General features: G+C 55.7%; 14 protein-coding genes. 4 read left to right on the top strand and 10 right to left on the bottom strand.

Translation table 11 applies throughout. The annotated features are described in order from the left end of the window. Window positions 1-45 precede the first annotated feature (45 nt). From uvrA to Mal52_RS09545, 8 genes are all read right to left on the bottom strand, one after another. Window positions 46-6921: an excinuclease ABC subunit UvrA gene (gene uvrA / locus Mal52_RS09580; protein ID WP_145375680.1), complete on the bottom strand. Its 6876-nt coding sequence runs from the start codon at window positions 6919-6921 to the stop codon at window positions 46-48. A 126-nt stretch (window positions 6922-7047) separates the two neighbouring features. Beyond that, complete coding sequence (locus Mal52_RS09575) at window positions 7048-7992, bottom strand: methyltransferase domain-containing protein (RefSeq protein ID WP_145375678.1); 945 nt, start codon at window positions 7990-7992, stop codon at window positions 7048-7050. Between the two features lie 23 nt (window positions 7993-8015). Continuing rightward, window positions 8016-8750, bottom strand: coding sequence for an MBL fold metallo-hydrolase (locus tag Mal52_RS09570; protein ID WP_145375676.1), 735 nt, complete (start codon window positions 8748-8750; stop codon window positions 8016-8018). A gap of 187 nt (window positions 8751-8937) precedes the next feature. Further along, window positions 8938-9309 (bottom strand): VOC family protein, encoded by a 372-nt coding sequence (locus tag Mal52_RS09565; RefSeq protein WP_145375674.1) that lies wholly within the window; start codon window positions 9307-9309, stop codon window positions 8938-8940. Window positions 9310-9372: 63 nt separating this feature from the next. Beyond that, window positions 9373-10803 carry a decarboxylating NADP(+)-dependent phosphogluconate dehydrogenase gene (gnd, locus tag Mal52_RS09560; protein ID WP_145375672.1) on the bottom strand — a complete coding sequence of 477 codons (1431 nt, stop codon included), beginning with the start codon at window positions 10801-10803 and terminating at the stop codon, window positions 9373-9375. 176 nt (window positions 10804-10979) lie between these two features. Next, on the bottom strand, window positions 10980-11864 hold the full coding sequence (locus Mal52_RS09555) for an HAD family hydrolase (RefSeq protein WP_197534778.1): 885 nt from the start codon (window positions 11862-11864) through the stop codon (window positions 10980-10982). A 280-nt stretch (window positions 11865-12144) separates the two neighbouring features. Beyond that, a complete protein-coding gene (locus Mal52_RS09550) occupies window positions 12145-13437 on the bottom strand; it encodes a diphosphate--fructose-6-phosphate 1-phosphotransferase (RefSeq protein WP_145375670.1) in 1293 nt (430 codons plus the stop codon). Window positions 13438-13900: 463 nt separating this feature from the next. Continuing rightward, a complete protein-coding gene (locus Mal52_RS09545; protein WP_145375668.1) occupies window positions 13901-15067 on the bottom strand; it encodes a hypothetical protein in 1167 nt (388 codons plus the stop codon). Window positions 15068-15217: 150 nt separating this feature from the next. Here Mal52_RS09545 and Mal52_RS09540 point away from each other — a divergent pair, with 150 nt between their 5' ends. Both Mal52_RS09540 and menC read left to right on the top strand, forming a co-directional pair. Continuing rightward, window positions 15218-16891 carry an Hsp70 family protein gene (locus tag Mal52_RS09540; RefSeq protein WP_145375666.1) on the top strand — a complete coding sequence of 558 codons (1674 nt, stop codon included), beginning with the start codon at window positions 15218-15220 and terminating at the stop codon, window positions 16889-16891. 153 nt (window positions 16892-17044) lie between these two features. Next, window positions 17045-18154, top strand: coding sequence for an o-succinylbenzoate synthase (gene menC / locus Mal52_RS09535; RefSeq protein ID WP_145375664.1), 1110 nt, complete (start codon window positions 17045-17047; stop codon window positions 18152-18154). Window positions 18155-18251: 97 nt separating this feature from the next. Here the strand turns inward: menC and Mal52_RS09530 are convergent, their stop codons facing one another. Together Mal52_RS09530 and Mal52_RS09525 are read right to left on the bottom strand one after the other, a co-directional pair. Beyond that, window positions 18252-18455: a hypothetical protein gene (locus tag Mal52_RS09530; RefSeq protein ID WP_145375662.1), complete on the bottom strand. Its 204-nt coding sequence runs from the start codon at window positions 18453-18455 to the stop codon at window positions 18252-18254. A gap of 224 nt (window positions 18456-18679) precedes the next feature. Continuing rightward, on the bottom strand, window positions 18680-18949 hold the full coding sequence (locus tag Mal52_RS09525) for a hypothetical protein (RefSeq protein WP_145375660.1): 270 nt from the start codon (window positions 18947-18949) through the stop codon (window positions 18680-18682). Window positions 18950-19366: 417 nt separating this feature from the next. On the opposite strand from Mal52_RS09525, the gene Mal52_RS09520 reads away from it, so the two are divergent. After that, on the top strand, window positions 19367-19912 hold the full coding sequence (locus Mal52_RS09520) for an RNA polymerase sigma factor (protein WP_145375658.1): 546 nt from the start codon (window positions 19367-19369) through the stop codon (window positions 19910-19912). A gap of 117 nt (window positions 19913-20029) precedes the next feature. Next, entirely contained in the window at window positions 20030-20830 is an 801-nt protein-coding gene (locus Mal52_RS09515) for a hypothetical protein (protein WP_145375656.1), read from the top strand. Window positions 20831-21139: the final 309 nt, after the last annotated feature.

The raw sequence follows: 21139 nt of genomic DNA, 5'->3' as shown, positions 1-21139 counted from the left end.
CTGGTCGCTGTGAACGACGGCGGAGCCGTCGGTTTGGGGGCTTGGTTATGATTTTGTGTGGGCGGCGATTTCTTTGAGCAATTCCTTGAGTGCCGGCTTGGCGACCTGGGCGGCGCTGTCGAAGCGGATTTTGATCAGTTCTTGCCCGCTGGAGTGCAGGCCGATTTCGCGTTCACGTCCCAGTCCGGCAATTTTGCCTAGCGCAAACTGCCCGCGACCGACGAACAAAGACAGGTCGATTCCACCGCGTCGTTTAGTATGCACCGAGGCGCGAACCGTCTTACTGCCTGCTGGCTTGAAATAGACGACTTGTTTATTCCCCCAATCGACCTCGGCGCGCGGCAGCGCGCGTTCGAGCAAATTCGTCAACTCGTCTAGAACATCGACAGCCCACTTTACCCGTTTTCCGCTAGGAAATCCTTTACGGGAGAGATGCCATTTCTTTCCGAGGACTTTCCACGGGGTGAGGTCGTTGATGTTGGTTTGCTTGGCGGTGACTTTCTTGCCATAGGCTGTTGCGGCTGTATCGAGGAATTCACGAAACTCCGGTGTGTCGACTTCGCGCAACCAGTGAATGGAGATTTTGACTTCTTGCCAAGGGCCTTTGAGGTTTTTCACCCGCACGCGTTCCGAGCGGCCGTAGACCGGCAACTCGTCGAGGTCGTCGAGCGATTCCAGCGCCAACTGTTCTCGTAATTCATCCCGCGAAAAGGTGTTTTTGGGTACGCGAAACGTTAATGACAATAGCCATTCATCTCCGGTCAGTGCATGGAAAAACCAACCATGCCCGTCTTGCGGCCCGGCAATTTCCACGGTGCTCCGCGAATTCCAATTGACCGGTTTCAGTCCCGGGCGGCCTTCGAGCTGATCGATAATGTATTCCAGTGCGGCGCCGTCCCAACGGCACTCAGCTCCGGTGTGACTGATGCGGTCCCGCGTATGCCAACTGCGGCCATCCTTTTTCCACGGCATTTGTGCGTTGCGGCCGATTTGGGCAATATCAAGATCCCCAGCCCGTTTCTTCGCCGCCTCGCGGGCATTGAAGATCTCGCGTTCGCTCCGCTTGCCGGCGGCCAGAATCGGCGATAATAATTCGCCGGTAAACGAGGGAGGTCGGCGTGCACGTTTTTTAGCCGTCGCATACTTCACCACCGCCTCGGGCGTCCCCTCCGTGACGATCTCGCCCCCCTCGCCCCCCGCTTCGGGCCCCATATCGACGATCCAGTCAGACGTTTTGATCACATCGAGATTGTGTTCAATGACCACCACGGTATTGCCCGCCTCGACCAGACTGTCCAGCACGCGGAGCAGTTTGCGGATGTCGTCGAAGTGCAGACCGGTCGTCGGCTCGTCCAGGATGTAGAGTGTCTTGCCGGTTTGCGGACGCGCCAACTCCGCCGCCAATTTCACCCGTTGTGCTTCGCCGCCCGATAGCGTCGGTGCGGATTGACCAAGCGTCAAGTAGTCCAGTCCGATCGCGGACAGGGTGGCCAGATAGCGGCGAATTTTGGGGATGTTTTCGAACAACTCCGCCGCTTCGCCAATGGGCATCTCCAGCACATCGGCGATCGACTTGCCGCGATATTTAACAGCCAGCGTCTCTTCGTTGAAGCGTCGTCCGTTACAATCATCGCAGCGAACCCAGACGTCGGGCAGGAAATGCATTTCGATGCAGAGTTCACCGTTCCCCTCACACGCATCACAACGGCCGCCCGGTTTATTAAAACTAAAGCGGCCCGGCCGATACCCGCGCACTTTGGCGTCGGGCAAACGACAGTACAACTCGCGAATGTGATCAAACACGCCGGTATAAGTCGCTGGATTCGACTTGGGTGTGCTTCCCAGCGGTTGCTGATCGACGGTGATCACTTTATTGATTTGATCAATGCCGACAATCTTGTCATGCGCCCCGGGAATCCCCCCGCCATGATGCAGACGCCGCGACAGGGCGACGGCCAGCGTGTCTTCGATCAACGAACTTTTGCCTGAGCCTGAGACACCGGTGACACAGGTCAGTGTCCCCAACGGAATCCGTAGATCGACGTCGCGGAGATTGTGATGCCGCGCGCCGTGAATTTCCAACCAACCCCCGCCCGGTGGCACGGTCTCTTGATCTTGCATACGTCGCGTGGTGGGAATCGGAATTTCTTCACGGCCTGAGAGGTATTGTCCGGTGAGCGACGATTTTTTAGCGGCGAGTTGTTTGGGAGTCCCCTGCCCCACGACTGTTCCACCGAGCCGCCCGGCGCCGGGTCCAAAGTCGTACAACCGGTCGGCGGCGGTGATCACTTCGCGGTCGTGCTCAACGAGAATCAACGTGTTGTTCAATTCCCGGAGTTTTTTCAGCGCCTCCAACAGCCGTCCATTGTCGCGAGCATGCAGACCGATGGTCGGCTCATCCAGCACATACAACACGCCGGTCAAGGCGCGTCCCACCTGTCCGGCAAGTCGAATCCGCTGCGTTTCCCCGCCCGATAGCGTCGGCATGGGGCGGTCCAACGAGAGGTAGTGCAGTCCCACGTCGACCAAAAACGATAACCGGCCCTGCACTTCATTGACCAAATCGCCGGCGATGCGTTTTTCCGCTCGGTTGAGTTTCCAATTCTTGAATAAATCCAGGCTATCCCGTAGCGGCATCGCGCAGACTTGCTGCAATGTTTTATCAAGCAACCGTACCGCCGCCGCATCGGGTCTGAGCCGGCTGCCGTGACAAATCGAACAATGCGTTTCGCCGATCATATCGCGCAAACGCTGCCGGTAGACGAACGAGACCCGCGTCGATTCCTCGACCGCTGGATAAAGCCCCTTATATTGGATTTTGACTCCCGATTTGTCATCCAACGCGATCCAGCGCTCGCCACTGCCATAGAGGACCAACCGTTGGTGCTGCGGCGCGAGTTCCTGAAACGGCACATCCAACGGCAACCCGAATTCGCGTCCCAGAGCGGCGAGAATCTTTTGGAACTGTTTGTTGGTTTTGACTTCAGGCCAAACGGCGATAGCGCCGTCGTTGATGCTCCGTTTTGGATCGGCAATCAACGCGGCGAGATTGGTCCCTTGTTGCGTCCCCAGTCCCTCGCAGGCGTCGCACCAGCCTAACGAACTATTGAATGAAAAACTGTGCGGCGTGAGTTGCTCAAAACTGGTGCCACAATTTTCGCAGGCGGAATGCAGGTTGAAGCGATCGACGCGCCACTGTGGTTCAGTGCGGTCGTCGTCGCACACTGCGACCAACAACGAACCGCGTCCCAGTTCCAGTCCCGACTCCACCGAATCGGCGATACGTGAGCGGGTACGGCGATTGACGGTCAAACGATCCACAACGATTTCGACCTGCAACTTGCGGCGGCGATCCCACTCGGGCATGTCGTCCAAGCGATATGTCGTGCCGTCGACCCGTACACGGAGAAATCCTTGACTTTGTAATCGGTCCCACAGTTTCTCGAACGACTCTCCGACGCGGACCTCTCGCGGCGCGAGGACCAAAATCTTGGTGCCCGGTTCGTGTGCGAGAATTTTCTCGATGACCTCGTCGGTGGTTTGTCCGGCAACCGGAATTTCGCAGTCGGGACAAAAGGGCTGTCCAAGCCGCGCATACAGAATCCGCAGGTAGTCATAGATTTCCGTCACCGTGCCGACCGTAGAACGGGGGGTATGTCCGGTCGAGCGTTGTTCGATGGCAATCGCCGGCGGCAATCCGCTGAGGTGTTCGATTTTGGGTTTGGGCATCTGCCCCAAAAACTGCCGCGCATAGGCGGAGAGCGATTCGACGTACCGTCGTTGCCCTTCGGCATATAACGTGTCCATCGCCAACGAAGTTTTCCCGCTGCCACTGGGACCGCAAAAGACGCTCATGCGATTGCGAGGGACCTTCAGATCCACGGATCGCAGATTGTGTTGTGCTGCGCCGCTGACAATGATCTCGCGGTGCTGTTTGTTGCGAGCAGCCAGGTCTCCGTTGCGGCCTGCTTTTTTGGTCCGTTTACGTTTCGGCTTGGGATTCAAGATTTCGTCGAGCGCCTTACCGGTATAGGATTTTTTGCAAGCGGCGATCGTTTCGGGTGTCCCCTCGGCTACGATGGTTCCGCCCCCCTCCCCTCCTTCCGGTCCCAGGTCAATCACCCAGTCGGCCGTCTTGATGACGTCGAGATTGTGTTCGACGACCAGCACGGTATTGCCCGCTTCGACAAACCCGTGCAGGACCTCCAACAGTTTTTCGACATCGGCGAAGTGCAGCCCGGTCGTTGGTTCGTCAAGCAGATAGATCGTACGGCCGGTCGAACGTTTGCCCAACTCGCGTGCCAATTTGATGCGTTGTGCCTCGCCACCGGAAAGCGTGGGCGATGGTTGCCCCAGCTTTAGATAGTCGAGTCCAACATCGTGCAGCGTTTGTAACAAGGTGACGATCTTGGGAACGTTTTGGAAATGCTCCAGCGCCTGTTGGACATCCATGTCGAGCACTTCGGCGATGTTGGCTCCCTTAAAGCGGACCTCCAACGTTTCGTGGTTAAACCGGCGGCCTTCGCAGACCGGGCAGGTCACCCAGACGTCGGCCAGAAAATCCATCTCCAGTTTGTTCGATCCATACCCTTCACACGCTTCGCACCGCCCGGCGGCGACATTAAAGCTGAAACGGCCCGGTTTGTAGCCGCGGACTTTGGACTCGGGAAGCTTTGTATAGAGGTCGCGGATATGGTCGAGTAGTTTGACATAGGTAGCCGGATTGCTGCGCGGCGTGCGGCCGATGGGGGACTGGTCGATGTCAATTGCCTTGTCGAGATGCTGCAGTCCATTGATCCGCGTATGCCGTCCCGGTTTGCCGTTCCCCTTATTGATCTGCTTATTGAGCGCCTGCCAGAGGATGTCGTTGACGAGCGAACTTTTTCCCGATCCACTCACACCGGTGATGCAAACGAATGCTCCCAGCGGAAAGGACACGTCGACTTTCTTCAAGTTGTTGTGCTGAGCGGCGACGATTTTTAGTTTTCCGCGTCCCGGCTTGCGACGCTGCTGCGGAATATCAATTCGTCGTTTGCCGGAAATGTATTGGCCCGTCAAGCTGCGCGAAGATTTTTGAATCTGCGACAGCGTGCCTTCCGCCACAATCTCGCCACCCCGCACGCCCGGCCCGGGACCGAAATCGACAATGTGGTCGGCGGCGCGCATCGTCTCTTCGTCATGCTCGACGACCACGACCGTGTTGCCCTGATCGCGCAGGTGCAGCAGGCTGTTAAGCAATTGCGTATTGTCACGGGGATGCAGACCGATTGAGGGTTCGTCGAGAATGTACAACACTCCGACCAACCCGCTGCCGATTTGTCCGGCAAGGCGAATGCGTTGGCTTTCCCCGCCCGACAGAGTCGGCGCTGTCCGCTCCAGCGTGAGATAATCCAATCCGCACTGCAACAAAAACCCCAACCGCCCGCGGATCTCTTTGAGAATTTCCGTGGCAATGAACTGCCGCGCGTCGTCGAGGTCGAGTTGTTCGAAAAACTCCCCCGCTGCCGCAATGCTCAACGCGCAGACATCGGACAGCGACAAATCGAGCGGCAATTTCCGTTTGCGATACGCGGCCGATGCGGTGGAGATCCTCACGCTTCGTGATTGTTGGTTGAGACGCGCTCCGCGACAGGTGGGGCAACGGACGATTTCCATATACTTTTCAAGTTGCCGCCGCCGCATCGGATTTTTGGCTTTGCGATAACTCTCCAGCAGTTCAGGGATAAATCCCTCCCACACCCCGCCATGTTTCCACGTCCCCCCCGATTGCCGCCAAGCAAACGTAATATGGCGATCGCCCGTGCCGTAGAGGAGCTGGTTTTGGATCGTTGCCGGGATATCACGCCAAGGCATTTTGAGCAGCGAGTCTGCAGGCAAGCCGTGCTCTTTTTCCAAGAAGGCAGCCGCCCCGCGATAAATGTGCCGCTTCCAGCGGCCAATTTTCCCCAACGTCCCCAACAGTTCGATCGCCCCTTTGGCGACGGAGCGTTTGTCGTTGGGAATCAATTTCTCATGGTTAAAATCATGTTTCATCCCCAAGCCGTTGCAGTCGAGACACATTCCCAACGGGCTGTTGAAACTGAACAGTTGCGGCGAAGGGGGTTCGTAACTGATCCCGCAATTTGTGCAGGCGTAGTGCGAACTGTAGAGCCGTTCTTCGGCGGCCTGGGGTGCGCTCTTACGCGCTCGTCCTGACGATTTCAACTCGGGAGCAGCAATCAGACTGCCGCCGGAAAGTTTCAGCGCATTTTCCACCGCTTCGGCCAGTCGGCTGCGTTGCTTGGTGCCGATGACCAAGCGGTCGATCACGACTTCGATCGTGTGCCGCATTTGGCGGTCGAGTTGCAGATCATCGGTCAGGTTGACGACGTTGCCGTTGACCCGCGCGCGGAGATAGCCTTGTTTGAGCAAATCCTCAAACAGGTCCCGGTATTCCCCCTTTTGCCGGTTGATCAACGGTGCCAAAATCTGCAGCCGCGTCCCCTCGGGAAGTCGTGCGATGTTCTCGGCAATTTGCTCGGGCGTTTGTGCGGTGATCGGGCGATCGCATTTGTGGCAGTACCCCTGCCCCACCCGCGCGAACAGGACACGCAGGTAATCATAGATTTCGGTAATCGTTCCGACAGTACTGCGGGGATTGCGGCCGGTTGATTTTTGTTGGATCGAGATCGATGGCGAGAGTCCGGAAATTGCATCGACGTCCGGTTTGGGCAATTGGCCCAGGAATTGCCGCGCGTAGCTGGAAAGCGACTCGACGTACCGCCGCTGCCCCTCGGCATAGAGCGTATCGAATGCCAGGGAACTCTTGCCCGACCCGCTGACGCCGGTCATTACGACAAGTTGATTGCGGGGAATCGTAAGATTCACGTCGCGGAGATTATGCTCCCGCGCGCCGCGAACGACAATCTTGGTTTCGGACATCGAGGAATTGCGGGGGTATTGATTTCAGGGGGGGATAGTCGCGATGGATTCGCTCAACAACACACTCATTATAGAGGGGGCGTGTCGAAGGCAACAACCGTCGCAAATCACCGCCCCACCCAGCCATCACGATATCCGCGTCGCCTGTACATTCACCCCGCTGCCAATCAGCAGGTTTTGCTCGTACGTCCAGCGATAGAACCGGCCCGTTTTTTCCGGCGGCAGTACGCGCAGTTGGTCAAAACCGGCGTCGCGAAACCAACCGCTCAATTCCTCGACCGTGTGGTGATATTGGTACTGCGGGGCGTACCAATCAAACGTGTCGCAAACGCGGTTTTCCCAGTTGGGGTGATTGCTGAAGTTGGCGATTTTATTGAGCGTCTTGCCGATCACCGGCAGTCCGCCCAACCAAGCACCGCGGCGGCACCAGGGCTCGAGCTTTTCCGCAGGCATCGTCGTCGTGCGGCGGCGGAGGGCATCGTTGATCCATTCTTGCCACCACTGATTGCGGCGATACAACCAGACCGCCATTTTGCCGCCCGGTTTGACGAATTTCGCGACCGAATCAAAGACCGCCCGCGTATCGGCATCGTGATGCATCACGCCGATGGAGAAGACGAAATCGAATGAAGCCGGCTCCAGCGGCAGTTTCTTAAGGTCCGCCTGTACGAAATTGACATCGGGAAGGTGCCCACACAGTTGCGCCGCTTTTTCGACAGCCGTGCTGTGATCGGCACCGATGACTTTTGCTCCAGCTTCGCCGACGATTTTACTGTACCGCCCCCCGCCGCAACCGGCATCCAAGACGCGTAGACCGGACAAGTCTTCCAGCCGCATGCCGGTTTTTGCTTGAAACGTGGCGCGGTCTTCGTCGTCGTGGGCGACTTCGTATTTATTCCACTGCAGCCCAAAACTGGCGAGATGCTCTGAGGCGACGAAACGCGGAATGCCCTCGATGATGGGATACGAATCGCCGGACGATTCATCAACGAGCTGCGATTGCTCGGTATCCAGCCGCAGTTGCCCGCCGGACTCTGGACTGCGTAGTTGTTCGAGAAAAGTCGAGTTCACGTTTTGTGATGTTCCCGCACGGTTTAAAATTCGATTTCCAACAGGTCCTCGGCAACCGCCGACTCGGGAAAAATACCGCGTGCGATTTCCAAACCGACAGGGTCGTCGCCATCGCTTTGCGGGTCAAAATGCGTTAGGTACAAACGGCCGACCTCAGCATCCCGCGCCAACTGAGCCACAGCTGATGTGTTGCTATGCCCGGTGGTCTCGCACCACTGCGACATGTCATCGGTGAAATTGCACTCGTGGATCAATACATCGACACCGCGAATAAAATCGAGGTAATCAGGATCGACCGTCGTATCGGTCAGATAGGCCAACGACCGCTCGGGCCAATCAATCCGATATCCCAACGAGCCGCCGGGGTGTTTGAGTGGCACGTGCGTTAAGGTCCCGCCATCCGCGACGGCATACGATTGTTGAATTTCGCGGAAATCAAACTCGGGCAGAATGGGAAATAGCTGCTTCGAAAACAGATGCGTTTGCACAGCATCCAAGTCCTGAGGACGTCCATGCACGCGGACCTGTTTGATTTGCCCACTCAATAGAGGAACGATGAAATAGGTCAATCCAATTATATGGTCGAGATGTGCGTGCGATAGAAAGACGTCGAGCTCGTCGGTCTTGAGGCGGCTGGGAACGCGAAAGAAACTGGTTCCGGCATCAAACGCAATTCCGGTGTCGGGCAGCAACACGCAAGAGGTGTGCCGCTGCTCCGTGGGATGATATCCCCCCGTCCCCAAGAATTGTAGCCTCATCTCACCGGCTCCCACTTTAGGGGTTCGCCATTTGCACTAGGCAGGCGGGAGCCTGCCCTACGGTCTTATCGCAATGTCTTAACGTCTTTGTAGGTCATGCTGTGCATGACAATGCTTGGGAAAACGTCCATCGATCACGATTCGTCATGCACAGCATGACCTACGATTCTTATGTTACGGCTTCTCTTTACAATGGTTGGCTACGGTAGACAACCTGTCCGCGATTTCCGGCCGGGTCGGCGAAATAACAGATGCGGACCGCTCCATCGGCAAACTGAATTTCGTCTTCAAAGGGGACTCCCTTTGCCGTCAATTCCGCCACAGTCGCATCGAAGTCATCCACGATAAACGCGAAGTGAAACACATCACCAAAGTCAATCGGTTGAGCCCGAGGAGGACGACCGATGATCTCGATCGACATCCCTGATTCATCCGCCACAAAAAAGACCGGCGGTTGCTGCTCATTACGGAATACGACTTTTAGACCGAACTTTTCACAGTACCAGTCGGCTAATTCGATGGTATCTTCGGCGTAGATCGCAAAATGCTCGATGCGCATGGAGGGTTTTGTTCCGTTATGGGCCAATAAAATCCCCGGCGAACCGGGGGCTTTTGAGCGAAACTAGAGCGTACGTTCGCGGATCCAATCCGTATGGAACGTACCCTCTTTGTCCAGCCGTTGATAGGTGTGCGCTCCGAAATAGTCGCGTTGGGCCTGCAACAGGTTGGCGGGCAGACGTGCCAAACGATAACCATCGAAGTACGTGAGTGCGGCTGCGAAACCGGGGACGGGTAGTCCTAACTCCACTGCCGTGCCGACAACATGCCGCCAACTCGGTTGTGCTTTTTGCACCGCATCGGCGAAGAAGTCATCCAGCAATAGATTTTCCAAGTCGGGATTCTTATCAAACGCCGCTTTGATATCACCCAGGAATGTCGCCCGAATGATGCAGCCACCTCGCCACAACAAAGCGATATTGCCGTTGTCCAACTTCCAACCAAATTCGTCAGCCGCGGCATCCAGTTGCACATAGCCTTGGGCATAACTACAGATTTTTGAGGCAAACAACGCCTGGCGGACATCTTCGATAAATTTGTCGCGATCACCGGTGTATTTGGCATCGGGGCCGCTGAGGACTTTTGAGGCGCGAACGCGGGCGTCTTTGAGTGCGGACAACGCGCGAGCATAGACCGCTTCGGTGATCAATGTCGTGGGTACACCCAAATCGAGAGCATGTTGGCTCATCCATTTGCCGGTTCCCTTTTGTCGGGCGGTATCCATAATTTGGTCGACCAAATACCCGCCTGTCTCCGGATCTTTCACGGTGAAGATATCACGAGTGATCTCGATTAGATAACTTTCCAACTCGCCAAGGTTCCACTCTTTGAAGACGTCATGCAATTCGTCGTTCGTTAAGCCCAGCGCGTTTTTCAGAATGAAATACGCTTCGCAGATCAGCTGCATGTCGCCGTATTCGATGCCATTGTGCACCATTTTGACATAGTGCCCTGCCCCGGCCGGTCCGACCCATTCGCAACAGGGGATGTCAGCATTCGGGCCGACTTTGGCGGAGATTTTTTGGAACAGCTCTTTAACGTGCGGCCACGCAGCTTCGCTGCCGCCGGGCATAATACTGGGGCCTTTGAGCGCCCCTTCTTCTCCCCCGGAAACCCCCGTCCCCACGAACAACAGACCGGCCTCTTCGACCTCTTTGGTGCGACGATTCGTGTCTGGGAAGTAGGTGTTTCCACCATCGATAATAATATCACCCGGATCAAGCAGACCTTTGAGCTCATCGATCAAAGCATCGACGGCTGGTCCTGCTTTGACCATCAACATCACCTGTCGCGGCGATTTGAGCGAAGCGACCAATTCCTTGAGCGAATGAAAACCATCGATGTTCTTACCGGCCGCCTCATCCGCAAGGAAATCATCCACCTTGCTGGTCGTGCGATTAAACACCGCTACCCGATAGCCCCGGCTCTCCATATTGAGCACCAGGTTTTGTCCCATGACGGCCAAGCCGACCAATCCAATATCACATTGAGCCATTGTCTGACATACTTTCGCAAAAGGGTTTGTATGGGGTTAGGCTGTAGGCCTTAGACTGTAGGCCGTAGGGCACGGCCTGCAGCGATCAATTGTTCGTCCTAAGATCTACAGTCTATAGGCTAAAGCCTCGTCCCGATTCTATGTGTCTCCCGCCGTGTGGGGAATGATGGCCCCCCTCAACTCTTCCAGGGCGGCAATTCCGGCAGGTAGGTGTCGAATTCGGCGATCAAGGCCGCTTCGTATTCACCTGCGTATTGATCGTTTAAGAATTTATCGCACGACTCATCCAGGAACCGTTGCCAACTTTGCTCTTCGGCACCGGGGTTGATGGGATAAAACAGTGCGCCGACCGCTTTAGCGGCTTTCATGTCTCCCGGGGCGTCGCCGATCATCAGCACATGGTTTTTCGCATAACCATGTCCGGCCGCTTGACCGAGCGTTTCTTTCTTGCTACCCGCTTCCTGCCCGCAAATGGCGGCGACGTATTTCGCAATATCGTGCTCTTCCCATTCCTTGCCGAGCGCCTTATTGGGGGTCGCGGAACAAACAATCATGTCGGCGACGCTGCTCAGTTTTTCCAAACTTTCCCGCACGTTGGGAAACGGCGGAACGTTGTGCACAATGTCGTCGACCGTCGCATTGACCGCTTTGGACCATGCCAAGGCGTTACTCAGTTCTGGTGTTGGATTTTTGGCGACCTCAGCTTCCAAAGCTGGATTGCCCAGTTTGTCTTCACGAGCAATCCAATCGCGGACTTCCTGCAACTGCGGAATCTCGACGTTGCGGCGGATAACATCGGGCCACTCCCGCAATAAATCAACGGTCTCGATCAGAGCGGGAAAGCGATTGATGCCTCGCCCTTTAGAATACAAATTCACAAACTCCGCCGCCTGACGCGCATATTTCGAGACGGCCGCCAGATTGAAGTATTTGACGGTATTGGGGATGAAGCACTCTTTGTGTTTGACCTCCATCGAGTCAAACGCGCAGCCATCGGAATCGATACCGATCAAATAGTCATGTTGCTTCTTGAAGTTGTGATCCAGCGGGTTATCCGACACTGTTTTGTTGCTCCCGGCAATTCAATATTTCGTGTGTGATGTTATTTTTTTTAGCCACAGATTGAACACGGATAAAACACAGATCAAAAAAATGTGGGGCTTTAGAAATCTGTGAAGACGTGTGTCTTAATCCCGATCCGCTTGAAAAGTGTATTTCGCTAGTTTTGATCCGCAAAGGAGGTGTAGAGTCCTCTATGCGGACTCTTTCGCCCATTGCGGTCCGCACAGCGGACCCTACGAAATCTGTGTTTGATCTGTGTTCAATCTGTGGCTAAGTCTTCTATTCTCGATCCGCTTGCGGTGTGTATTTCGCCAGTAGCTGATCGGCGAACAGCGGCTGCAGTTGTGCCAATCGCACACGGCCGCGGTTCATGGGGATGCTGACCCAATCCTCGCCGACGAGTGGTGCGGCGTAGCGGACGAAATCGTCGGTCACGTCCATGCCATCGTCTGTGATCCACGATTCGAGGAACTCCCGCTCGCTGTTGGCGACTTCAGGTAGCGGAACTTTATCATAATGCACGCCGTATTCGGGGACGTCGTTGCGTAAAATGGTGGCCATGAAACCGCTCTCGCCATCGGCCGCCAACCGTGCCGCCTTTTGACCGACTTTGTAGGCTTCTTCCAAGTCGACCGTCGAGGCGTAAATCATGTTGTGCCGTTGGTCGGTGCCCGGCACGTTGCAACGGGCAGAGCCTTTGACGGCCAAACCGCGGCTGTTCAACTCGTTAACCAGTTTTTGAGCGACCGTGATTTCACTGGAGCTGAATTGTGTATGGCCGAACGAATCTTTCCGCTCTCCTAAATCACCGATTTTCAGCCCTTCGCTGACAACCACAATCGCACGGCCGTCGCGGCGCAATTGGTCGTTGACTTGATCGTGGATCTTTTCAATCGAAATTTCCCGCTCCGCTAGATAAATCTGCAGCGGCAATTTCCGCTCCGGATCGGCCAATCGGGCGGCGGCGGGGATGAAACCGATGCGACGGCCCATGGCTTGCAACACCAACACGGGATCGGCCGGGGAACTGCCGGCGTTCTCTTCGTTGGCAAATTGCACCATGTGCGACCAATACCGAGCCACACTGCCGTAACCGGGCGTGTGATCGATCAATTTGAATTCGCTATCCCCCACGTCATTGTCGATCGTCTTGGGAACGCCGACCGCCACCAGGTCAATCCCCCGCTCGTGCGCCATTTGGGCGACCTTGTTGGCCGTGTCCATCGAGTCGTTGCCGCCGATGTAACAGAAATAGCCCACGTTGTGCGCTTTGAAGACATCGAGAATGCGGTCGAAGTCTTCGTTTTGGTGGTCCCGGAGTTTGTAACGGCACGTACCGATCGAACCGGCAGCCGGCGTGATCCGCAGCCGGGCGATTTCGTCAGGGCATTGCGAGGATAAATCGAGCAATTCCTCCTTGAGCACCCCCTCGATGCCATGCCAACCACCGTAAATCGTGCCGATGCCGGCAAAATCGCGGCTGGCTTCGACAAGGCCACGCAGGCTGTTATTGATGACCGGCGACGGACCACCGGATTGAGCAACGATGAGATTCTTAGGAGCTGGGGACATCTGTTATTTGATCGTCTCAGGAATTCGATATCGATATCAAGACCGCCAGGCGGTGCACGAGAGCCCCGATGTTCGCATTTCTGCGGCGGAGTTCAAGGGAACAGCGGTCGATTCGCCCGAAAATCGTCCAGGAAGACACATTTTCGGAAATAACCGGGTAAGATCCCGCCAGCGGCAACTCCTGGGATTTTGAGTTGAACCACGAAAAACGTGAAAAACCTCGCGCGGTCTCCTGTAGCAAAACAGAAAAAATAAACCACGAAATAGACGAAAGACACGAAAAAGGGCCTACAATTTTCATCCCACGTTATTTGAGTACAACTGAAGTGCCGTAAGCCTTCTTCGTTCTCGCTGCCTTTTTTTCGTGTTTTTCGCGGATTTCGTGGTTAACTTAAGAATGCGTCCCGGGGCCACAACTGGAGGGGACGACGGTTTGCCAATCGCGGTGGGCGGACCGTATTTCTCACTTTTGGGCAGAAGGGGGACGAATGGTGACCTGCAATCCATTTCGCTCGAACTCGGCCCCGACCTGCTTGATGAAAGCGGCAAGATAACCATCGATTGTCGTTTTGGTCACATGAATATCCACTTTCTGCTCCAGATCGATCTCGGCGGCCGCAAGTGTCTGTGAATTGTATTTGAACACCATTTTGTAGCGCTTCTGCAAATCTTTGATCAGCGCCAGTGCCGGGACGCCCATCACCCGCAACGTGATGCGTTCGTTTTCCAGTGGATCGTCGGCAGCCTTGCCGGGATGCTCTGCGATTTTAGGTTGCGGGGGGTGCAACACTCGCTCCACGGTCTCGTGCTCTTCGATCGTCCCCAACACGACAATTTTGCCTTGCTCAATACGCTGCGACAAACCGGGCAGCTCTGCGTCGATGAGTTCTGTTGCGACTCGCAGGGAATGTGGTCGCGGATTGTGGCCGCGCGCGAGCACCACTTTTTCCGGGATTGGAATAATTTCGATTTCCGCCGCCCCATTCCGCCATTGGAAGGTCAGGTCGAATTGAACCAGGATCAGCGACAACGCTTCGGCGGCGCTGTCGGCAATGATTGTCCCTCCTCCCCAAAGATCATGAGGAATCTGCTCGCCGCCCACGATTTTTAGTTCGTATTGTCGAACGATGTTCTCCAGAACTTCCACAGGCTGATCAAGATCCTGCCAATGGATCGTCTGGCGTTTTGCAAGACGTTGTTGATGCTCTGGGGAAATCTCCTCAGTATTCGCCAACTCCGCGGTCCTCAGCGCAATCAGTGTGCGTAGCTTCTGTGCGGCAAGTTCGGGACCGACATAGGCCGTGTTGCCGACAAAGCGAATATCACCGCCTGCCAACGCACTGATATCGGTTACGACGTCCCGCGCCGGTTTGGGTGCTGTCGAAAAGCTGACGACGGCATCGGGATCAATCCGCCGATCGCGGAGAAACGCAATATGGTACTCGTCAGTTAGCCGCTGAAGGATCGTGCGGATGTCGACATTTTCCCAGCGGACCGAGATATGCTGATTCAACGTCGCTTCAAAAGCTTGCCCCTGGACCAGCTCAGGAATCGGTCGGTCATCGACAACGGAAAACCCCGGCTCGGCGGCCAGACAACATCCCAACAAGATCAGTGAAAGAGACGACACCGAAGTTCTCCCTAAGCCGACGGCTAAGACGGGGTTGATTCAAGTGGCCAGCGCTGCCACACTAAATCGAAGTTGGTAGCGCCGACTCCCTTCTCGGTCCGTCGAATTCTAACACGAAAGTGCGTACAGCAAAACGAGGAAATCGCACCTATGTTGACAACGCACGCGGTGGGAATCGACCTTGGGACGACGAATTCGTGTATCGCTTACCTCAACGAGCATGGCGAACCGGTTTCGATTCCCAATGAGGAAGGGGAAATCACCACGCCCTCGGTGGTGCTCTTCGACGAAGATGGGCCGATTGTCGGGAAAGAAGCCTTCCGCAACGCGATTGCGACCCCCGAATACGTGGTCATGAATGCCAAGCGGCATCTGGGGAATCCCAAGAAGCGCTGGCGAATTCGCGGAAAAATATACACACCGACCGACATCGCCGCTCTCGTGCTCAAAAAGCTTCTGCGCGACGCCGAAAAAAAAATCGGCAAAGTCCAGCGAGCGGTCATCACGGTTCCCGCGCAATTCAGCGACGCGCAGCGTCAGGCGACGATCAAAGCGGGTTTAGCGGCGGGCCTGAAACATGTGGACATCATCAACGAACCGGTGGCTGCTTCGCTGTGTTATGTCTTGGGGGCGGAGGGATTGTGGTTCTCCGAGTTGGCCCATTCACAACGCATCTTGGTTTACGACCTGGGCGGCGGCACGTTCGACTTGTCGTTGGTGAACTACGAAAAAAACCAGGTGAGCGTATTAGCGTCGACGGGCAATTTGAAATTGGGGGGCATCGATTTCAACCGCGCGTTGGCCGGACATGTCCGCAAGCAATTCATCAAGGAACTCGGACTGGATGTCGCCGAGGATCGGCAAAGCCTGCAGTATCTCGCCATGGAAGTCGAACAGGCAAAGCGAAGTCTTTCGGCGCGGGAACGCGCGGCACTGAGTTGTACGCATGCCGGCAAGCGCAAGACCTACCAAGTGACGCGCGCGCAATTTGAAAAATTGACCGCGGGCCTCATGAAACGCACTCAGGACATTACAGTCAAGCTGCTGAAAAAAATGAACATGGGTTGGGCGCACGTTGATGTGGTGCTGACCGCCGGCGGGGCGTCGCGGATGCCGATGGTTCGCGACATGCTTCAAGGGATGAGCGGCTGGACGCTCAATACCTCGTTGTCCCCCGACCAATCGATCGCACACGGCGCTACTTATTATGCGGGAATGCTGCTCAGCAACAGCGAGTTTGTGCATTCCATTCGCAATGACGTTGTTGTGGACCGCCTAGCCGGTTTTCGCCAACAAAGCGTGAGTTCCCGCGCACTTGGAATTCTGGTCCGCGATCCGGTGACCGGTTATCGCTTTCCGCACTACATTCTCCCGGCGAACACACCGTTGCCTGCCTCGGTTTCGCATGTCTACGGCACGGTCCAACCGGATCAGCGTCGCGTGCATTTACATGTGATCGAATCGGGAGAGGATGACGGGCAGGACTTCGTGCATGTAGGGGGCTGCAAAGTCGACGACCTGCCTGAGAACCTGCCAGTGAATTCGGAAATCGAAGTCACGATTCACTACGATGCCGCTGCAAAGGTGCATGTGTCGGCCTGCGAAATCAAGAGCGGCAAACAAGCCACAGCGGAAATCGACCGCACCGAAACCCCGGCCACAGAAACAACCAACAGCGAAGCTCCAGCTTCTCAGAAAACTCCATCTCCGGCACCCACGCCCAAATCCCCTCCACGTAGCCCCACCCCCGTTGCTTCACGCGACATCGGCAGCGCGACCGGCGAAGACGAGTTCTATCGCTTCTTCGAAGACGCGGGCGACTAACTCCGCTCAACCCAAAACACGAATGTCACAACCAATGTGAGAATTGGGGTGCCACTGGCGTTGCCAGTGTTTTGTACCGGATACAAACATTTGAATTTGCGCTGGCTAATCCAGTAAAACCCTTAAGATTTCGCCCTAAAGAAACCGCCCCCTATGCGCATTGACCGAATCGAACTTTACCATGTGGCGATGCCACTGATTTATCCCTGGCGGACTGCCTATGGTGAGGATGCAGCTATCCATGCGGTGCTGTGCCGTATCGTGAGTGGATCGGTGGATGCCTGGGGCGAGAGCGCGCCGTTTGCCGCCCCCTGCTATAGTCCGGAATGCGCAGTGGGGGTCTTCAGCGTCGCCCGTGATTGGTTGGCTCCCGCCCTACTCCACCAGGAGTTGCCGACAAGTACCGAGCTGCAAAACCGTCTGGCAATCTACAAGGGCAACCCTTTTGCCAAAGCAATGTTCGACAATGCTTGGTGGAGCCTGAAAAGTAAAATTTCCGGCGAACCGTTGCACCGCCTATTGGGAGCGACGCGGGATCAGATTCCTGTCGGCGCGGACTTTGGTGTGATGGACAGCACCGACGATTTGTTAGCCGCGATCGACACGGCAGTCACCGAAAAATTTCCGCGGGTGAAACTCAAATTCCGACCGGGTTGGGATCTGGAAATGCTCCGCGCTGTCCGCCAACAATTTCCCGACCAGACATTTCACATCGATTGCAACAGCGGGTATCGGCTTGAGGATCTGCCGTTGTTTCAAGAAGTGGACGAATTCCGCTTGGCAATGATCGAACAACCGCTGCAACACGACGACGTGATCGATCATGCAGAGCTGCAGCGGCAAATCGCGACGCCGATCTGCCTGGACGAAAGTGCCACGAATCTGCGGACAGTCCAGCAAGCGCTGCAACTGGGAAGCTGTCGTTACGTGAACATCAAACCGGGACGCGTGGGAGGATTGACCAACGCCGTGGCGATTCACGATGCCTGCCAAGCTGCCGGGATTCCCTGTTGGGTGGGAGGCATGCTGGAAAGCGCCACGGGAGCGGCACACTGTGTGGCGCTGGGCATGCTGCCGAACTTTACCTATCCAGCCGACATTTTCCCCTCCAGCCGATTCTATCACGAGGACCTCTCGTCACCGCCATTGGAGTTGATGACGCTGCCCGATGGAACACCGGGCGTGGCTGCGCCGGCCACGCTGCCGGAGCCGGTGACGGAGCGACTGAAGCAGCGCACGCTGGAACAAGTCGTGCTCACATAACGCACCGTGATTCTTGCAAGCGCACGAAAACAGGGGAGTCCGTTGCCAGACTCCCCCGTTTCGAAATTTTGTCAATCAACGTCTTGCGACGTATTGACTAGTTTTCAGCTTCCGCATCTTCAGCCGATTCTTCTGCGGCCGGCTCTTCGACAACCGTTTCGTCGACTTCGACTGCTTCATCACCAGCGGCAGCGCCAGTATCGGCGGCGGGGGGAGTCGCTTCTTCAGTGGCAGGGCCACCGCAACCGATTTGTGCAAAGCTCATGGCGACGACGGCAAACAGCACGAACAATTTTTTCATCTTAAAGATACTCCTCGTAGTCTTTCCAGGTCAAAAATCAACCGCTGACAGCGCTTTAAACATACGATTCAGGCGGCCGGCTCGAGAACATCACGAGCAATCTCAAATCCAAACAAATGGTTTGCGTACCACAATCGCAACCCGCCGACGGCTCTGACCGCCGCAAACGTGGAACGACCCCAATTCATTTTTCGCAAACCGGGTTCCGACCGTCCTTGGCTGCGTTATTCGACCGAATCCGTAGCGGGTTCGGCCGCATCTCCTTCGCTTTCCGGTTCCGATAGCCCCGGTTCGGATTGACTAGGCTCTGATTGCCCGGGTTCTGATTGACCAGGTGGCGCATCGGTATCCATCGTGGCATCGGTTGTGTTGGCTGCCCCATCCGTGGGCAACGTTTCCTCAGGAGGTCCTCCGGCGGGACCACAACCACTGATCCCACTGATCCCACTGATAATCAGTACTGCCGAAACGAGAATTAGGCAAAAAATCCGCATTCTCAACCTCCTTCAAACCGAAATTGGAAACCAAATCGAATTGCGAATCGTCTAATCAGCGAAGACCACAGTACGAATAATTCTTGGTATCCACCATTTTAAGATGCGCGAGGCAGATGATTATTCCCGGAATACTGTAAACTTTCAAGAATTAGAGCCAACCAATCACACAGTTCGACGAATTCCCTAGCGAAACAGCCCATAATGAACTTCCCATCAGCGTTGGAAATAACTTGCACAGCGTTCGCGGGCGCCACTACGGGAATCGAAAAAACTTGCGGGTTTTGTGATCGGCAATGCGGCTCGGTATCCTCGTGGTGATGGCTGCACTGCGGCAAACGCTGTGAATCCGGGATTTTTTTGTATTTGTGGGGAATAATACCCACAGGAATCGGATCAATACTTATAGAAAATACCATGTGTGAAGCCCTCAGCGCGCCCAACATGATCGAACTCGTCAGGCAGCACCATTCTCTGCTGTACCGGTACGCGTACCGTCTCAGCGGGTCGGCGGCCGACGCTGAGGATTTGACACAAGAGACTTACCTGCAAGCGTGCCGAAAAATTGACCAGTTGCGGGATCCAAGCAGTGCCAAGGGATGGCTGTGCACGATCCTCCGCAACCGATATTTGAAGCGACTACGGGACGAAGACCACGGGGAGGTCCCTTTGGGGTCGGCGCTGGAATCGATTCCGGAACCGAAATCCACTGACGCAGCGACGTTTGGAATTGATTCCGATCAACTACAGGCGGCTTTGAACGCATTGCCGGAGTCATTCCGGTCCCCCTTAATTTTGTTTTATTTTGAAGAATTTAGCTATCAGGAAATTGCAGACCAGATGCAAGTTCCCGTCGGGACAGTGATGAGCCGTCTCTCGCGGGCCAAAGCACATTTGCGTCAAGAATTACTTCAAGCCGCCCAATGCGGTTCCAGCCGTGATTCGGTCACATTTCCGATTTGATCCTAACGGTCCCAATTGATTTTGGGGCCATACAGTCGCCGCACCGGGCAATCTGGTGCTGAGTCTGTTTTTTTGAGAATTGATTTTCCCACTTAGGGAACGAGACAGAGGAACGAGATGGATTGCAGCAACGCACTGGCGAAACTTGAGTTGTGCCGGTCCGAAGCTTGCGCTGAAGACGATCCGGAATTGACGGCCGCCTCCGCGCATCTGGTGGACTGCGCGCGTTGCCGAACTCTCGTTGCCAATCGTGAAGAGATGGACCGCGCCATTGCCGCGGTTTGCCGCGACGTGCCTGTGCCTGCCGGTCTGGAAAACCGCCTGCTCGATGCCGTCCAAGCCGAACTTGCTTCAAGCACCGTCCCCGCTCCAGACGACAAACCCCACCGGTCAAAGTCTCCTCGGCGGTTTCGCCAAATCACGGTGATCGCTGCAAGCCTATTATTCCTCATCGTCGGCGGGTGGTACTGGATCGATTCTTCAACGGTGAGTATGCACAAAGTCACCCAGGCTGCTTCGCAGCAATTGGATTCCCAGGTGGTCGGACCGTTGTTCACCGGTGGGTTTGACCCCCAGCAGTCGGCTCCGTCCGCAGCGATGGATTTCACCTCGTTGACGTGGATGGACGACTATCGGGAATTGTTTCCGCAGCGAACCTCGCTCGACATTGCGATCTCCGAATTCGAATTTCGCAGCAACGGCGGCCGCACGATTCGGGGGGCTTTGATCATCGCGCCGGCAGCTAAGATCTGGTCGTCACCGACAGCCACCTCGATGGCCAGTGCGACGCCGATCTATCATTCGCGATTCAGTGCGGTCTCCTGGCGCGACGGCGATTTTGTCTACGTCTGTATTGTGCAAGGTGGAGATGCTCCCCTTCGCGAATTACAGCGCCAAGACCGTCAGCAGACGACCTAACGGGAACGCTTTACGACAAGTCGTTTTAAAACCCTCTGACGCGTCTCACTGACACTGATCTGAACGCTGCGAGAGCAAGCACAACCCGGTTTTGAAACGGGTTCTAGCAAACGGCCAATGTGACGGCTTTTCTGCGCGCTGAATTTGAGATGCCGCTCGCCGGTCGCGAAATCGATTGATTGCCGGACAATTCAGCAAAATCGATTCAATCGCTACACTCTCCGCAACCGATATAGCAATGGAAGTCGACGGTGCGCGATATCTCACGCTAGGTTTCAACCGCCGATTCGGCCATGACGAATCCTGTCT

Origin of the sequence: Symmachiella dynata (assembly GCF_007747995.1) — a bacterium.
Lineage (GTDB): Bacteria > Planctomycetota > Planctomycetia > Planctomycetales > Planctomycetaceae > Symmachiella > Symmachiella dynata.
Note: the sequence above shows the minus strand (reverse complement) of the source record. Positions and strands in the feature narration are given on the sequence as shown.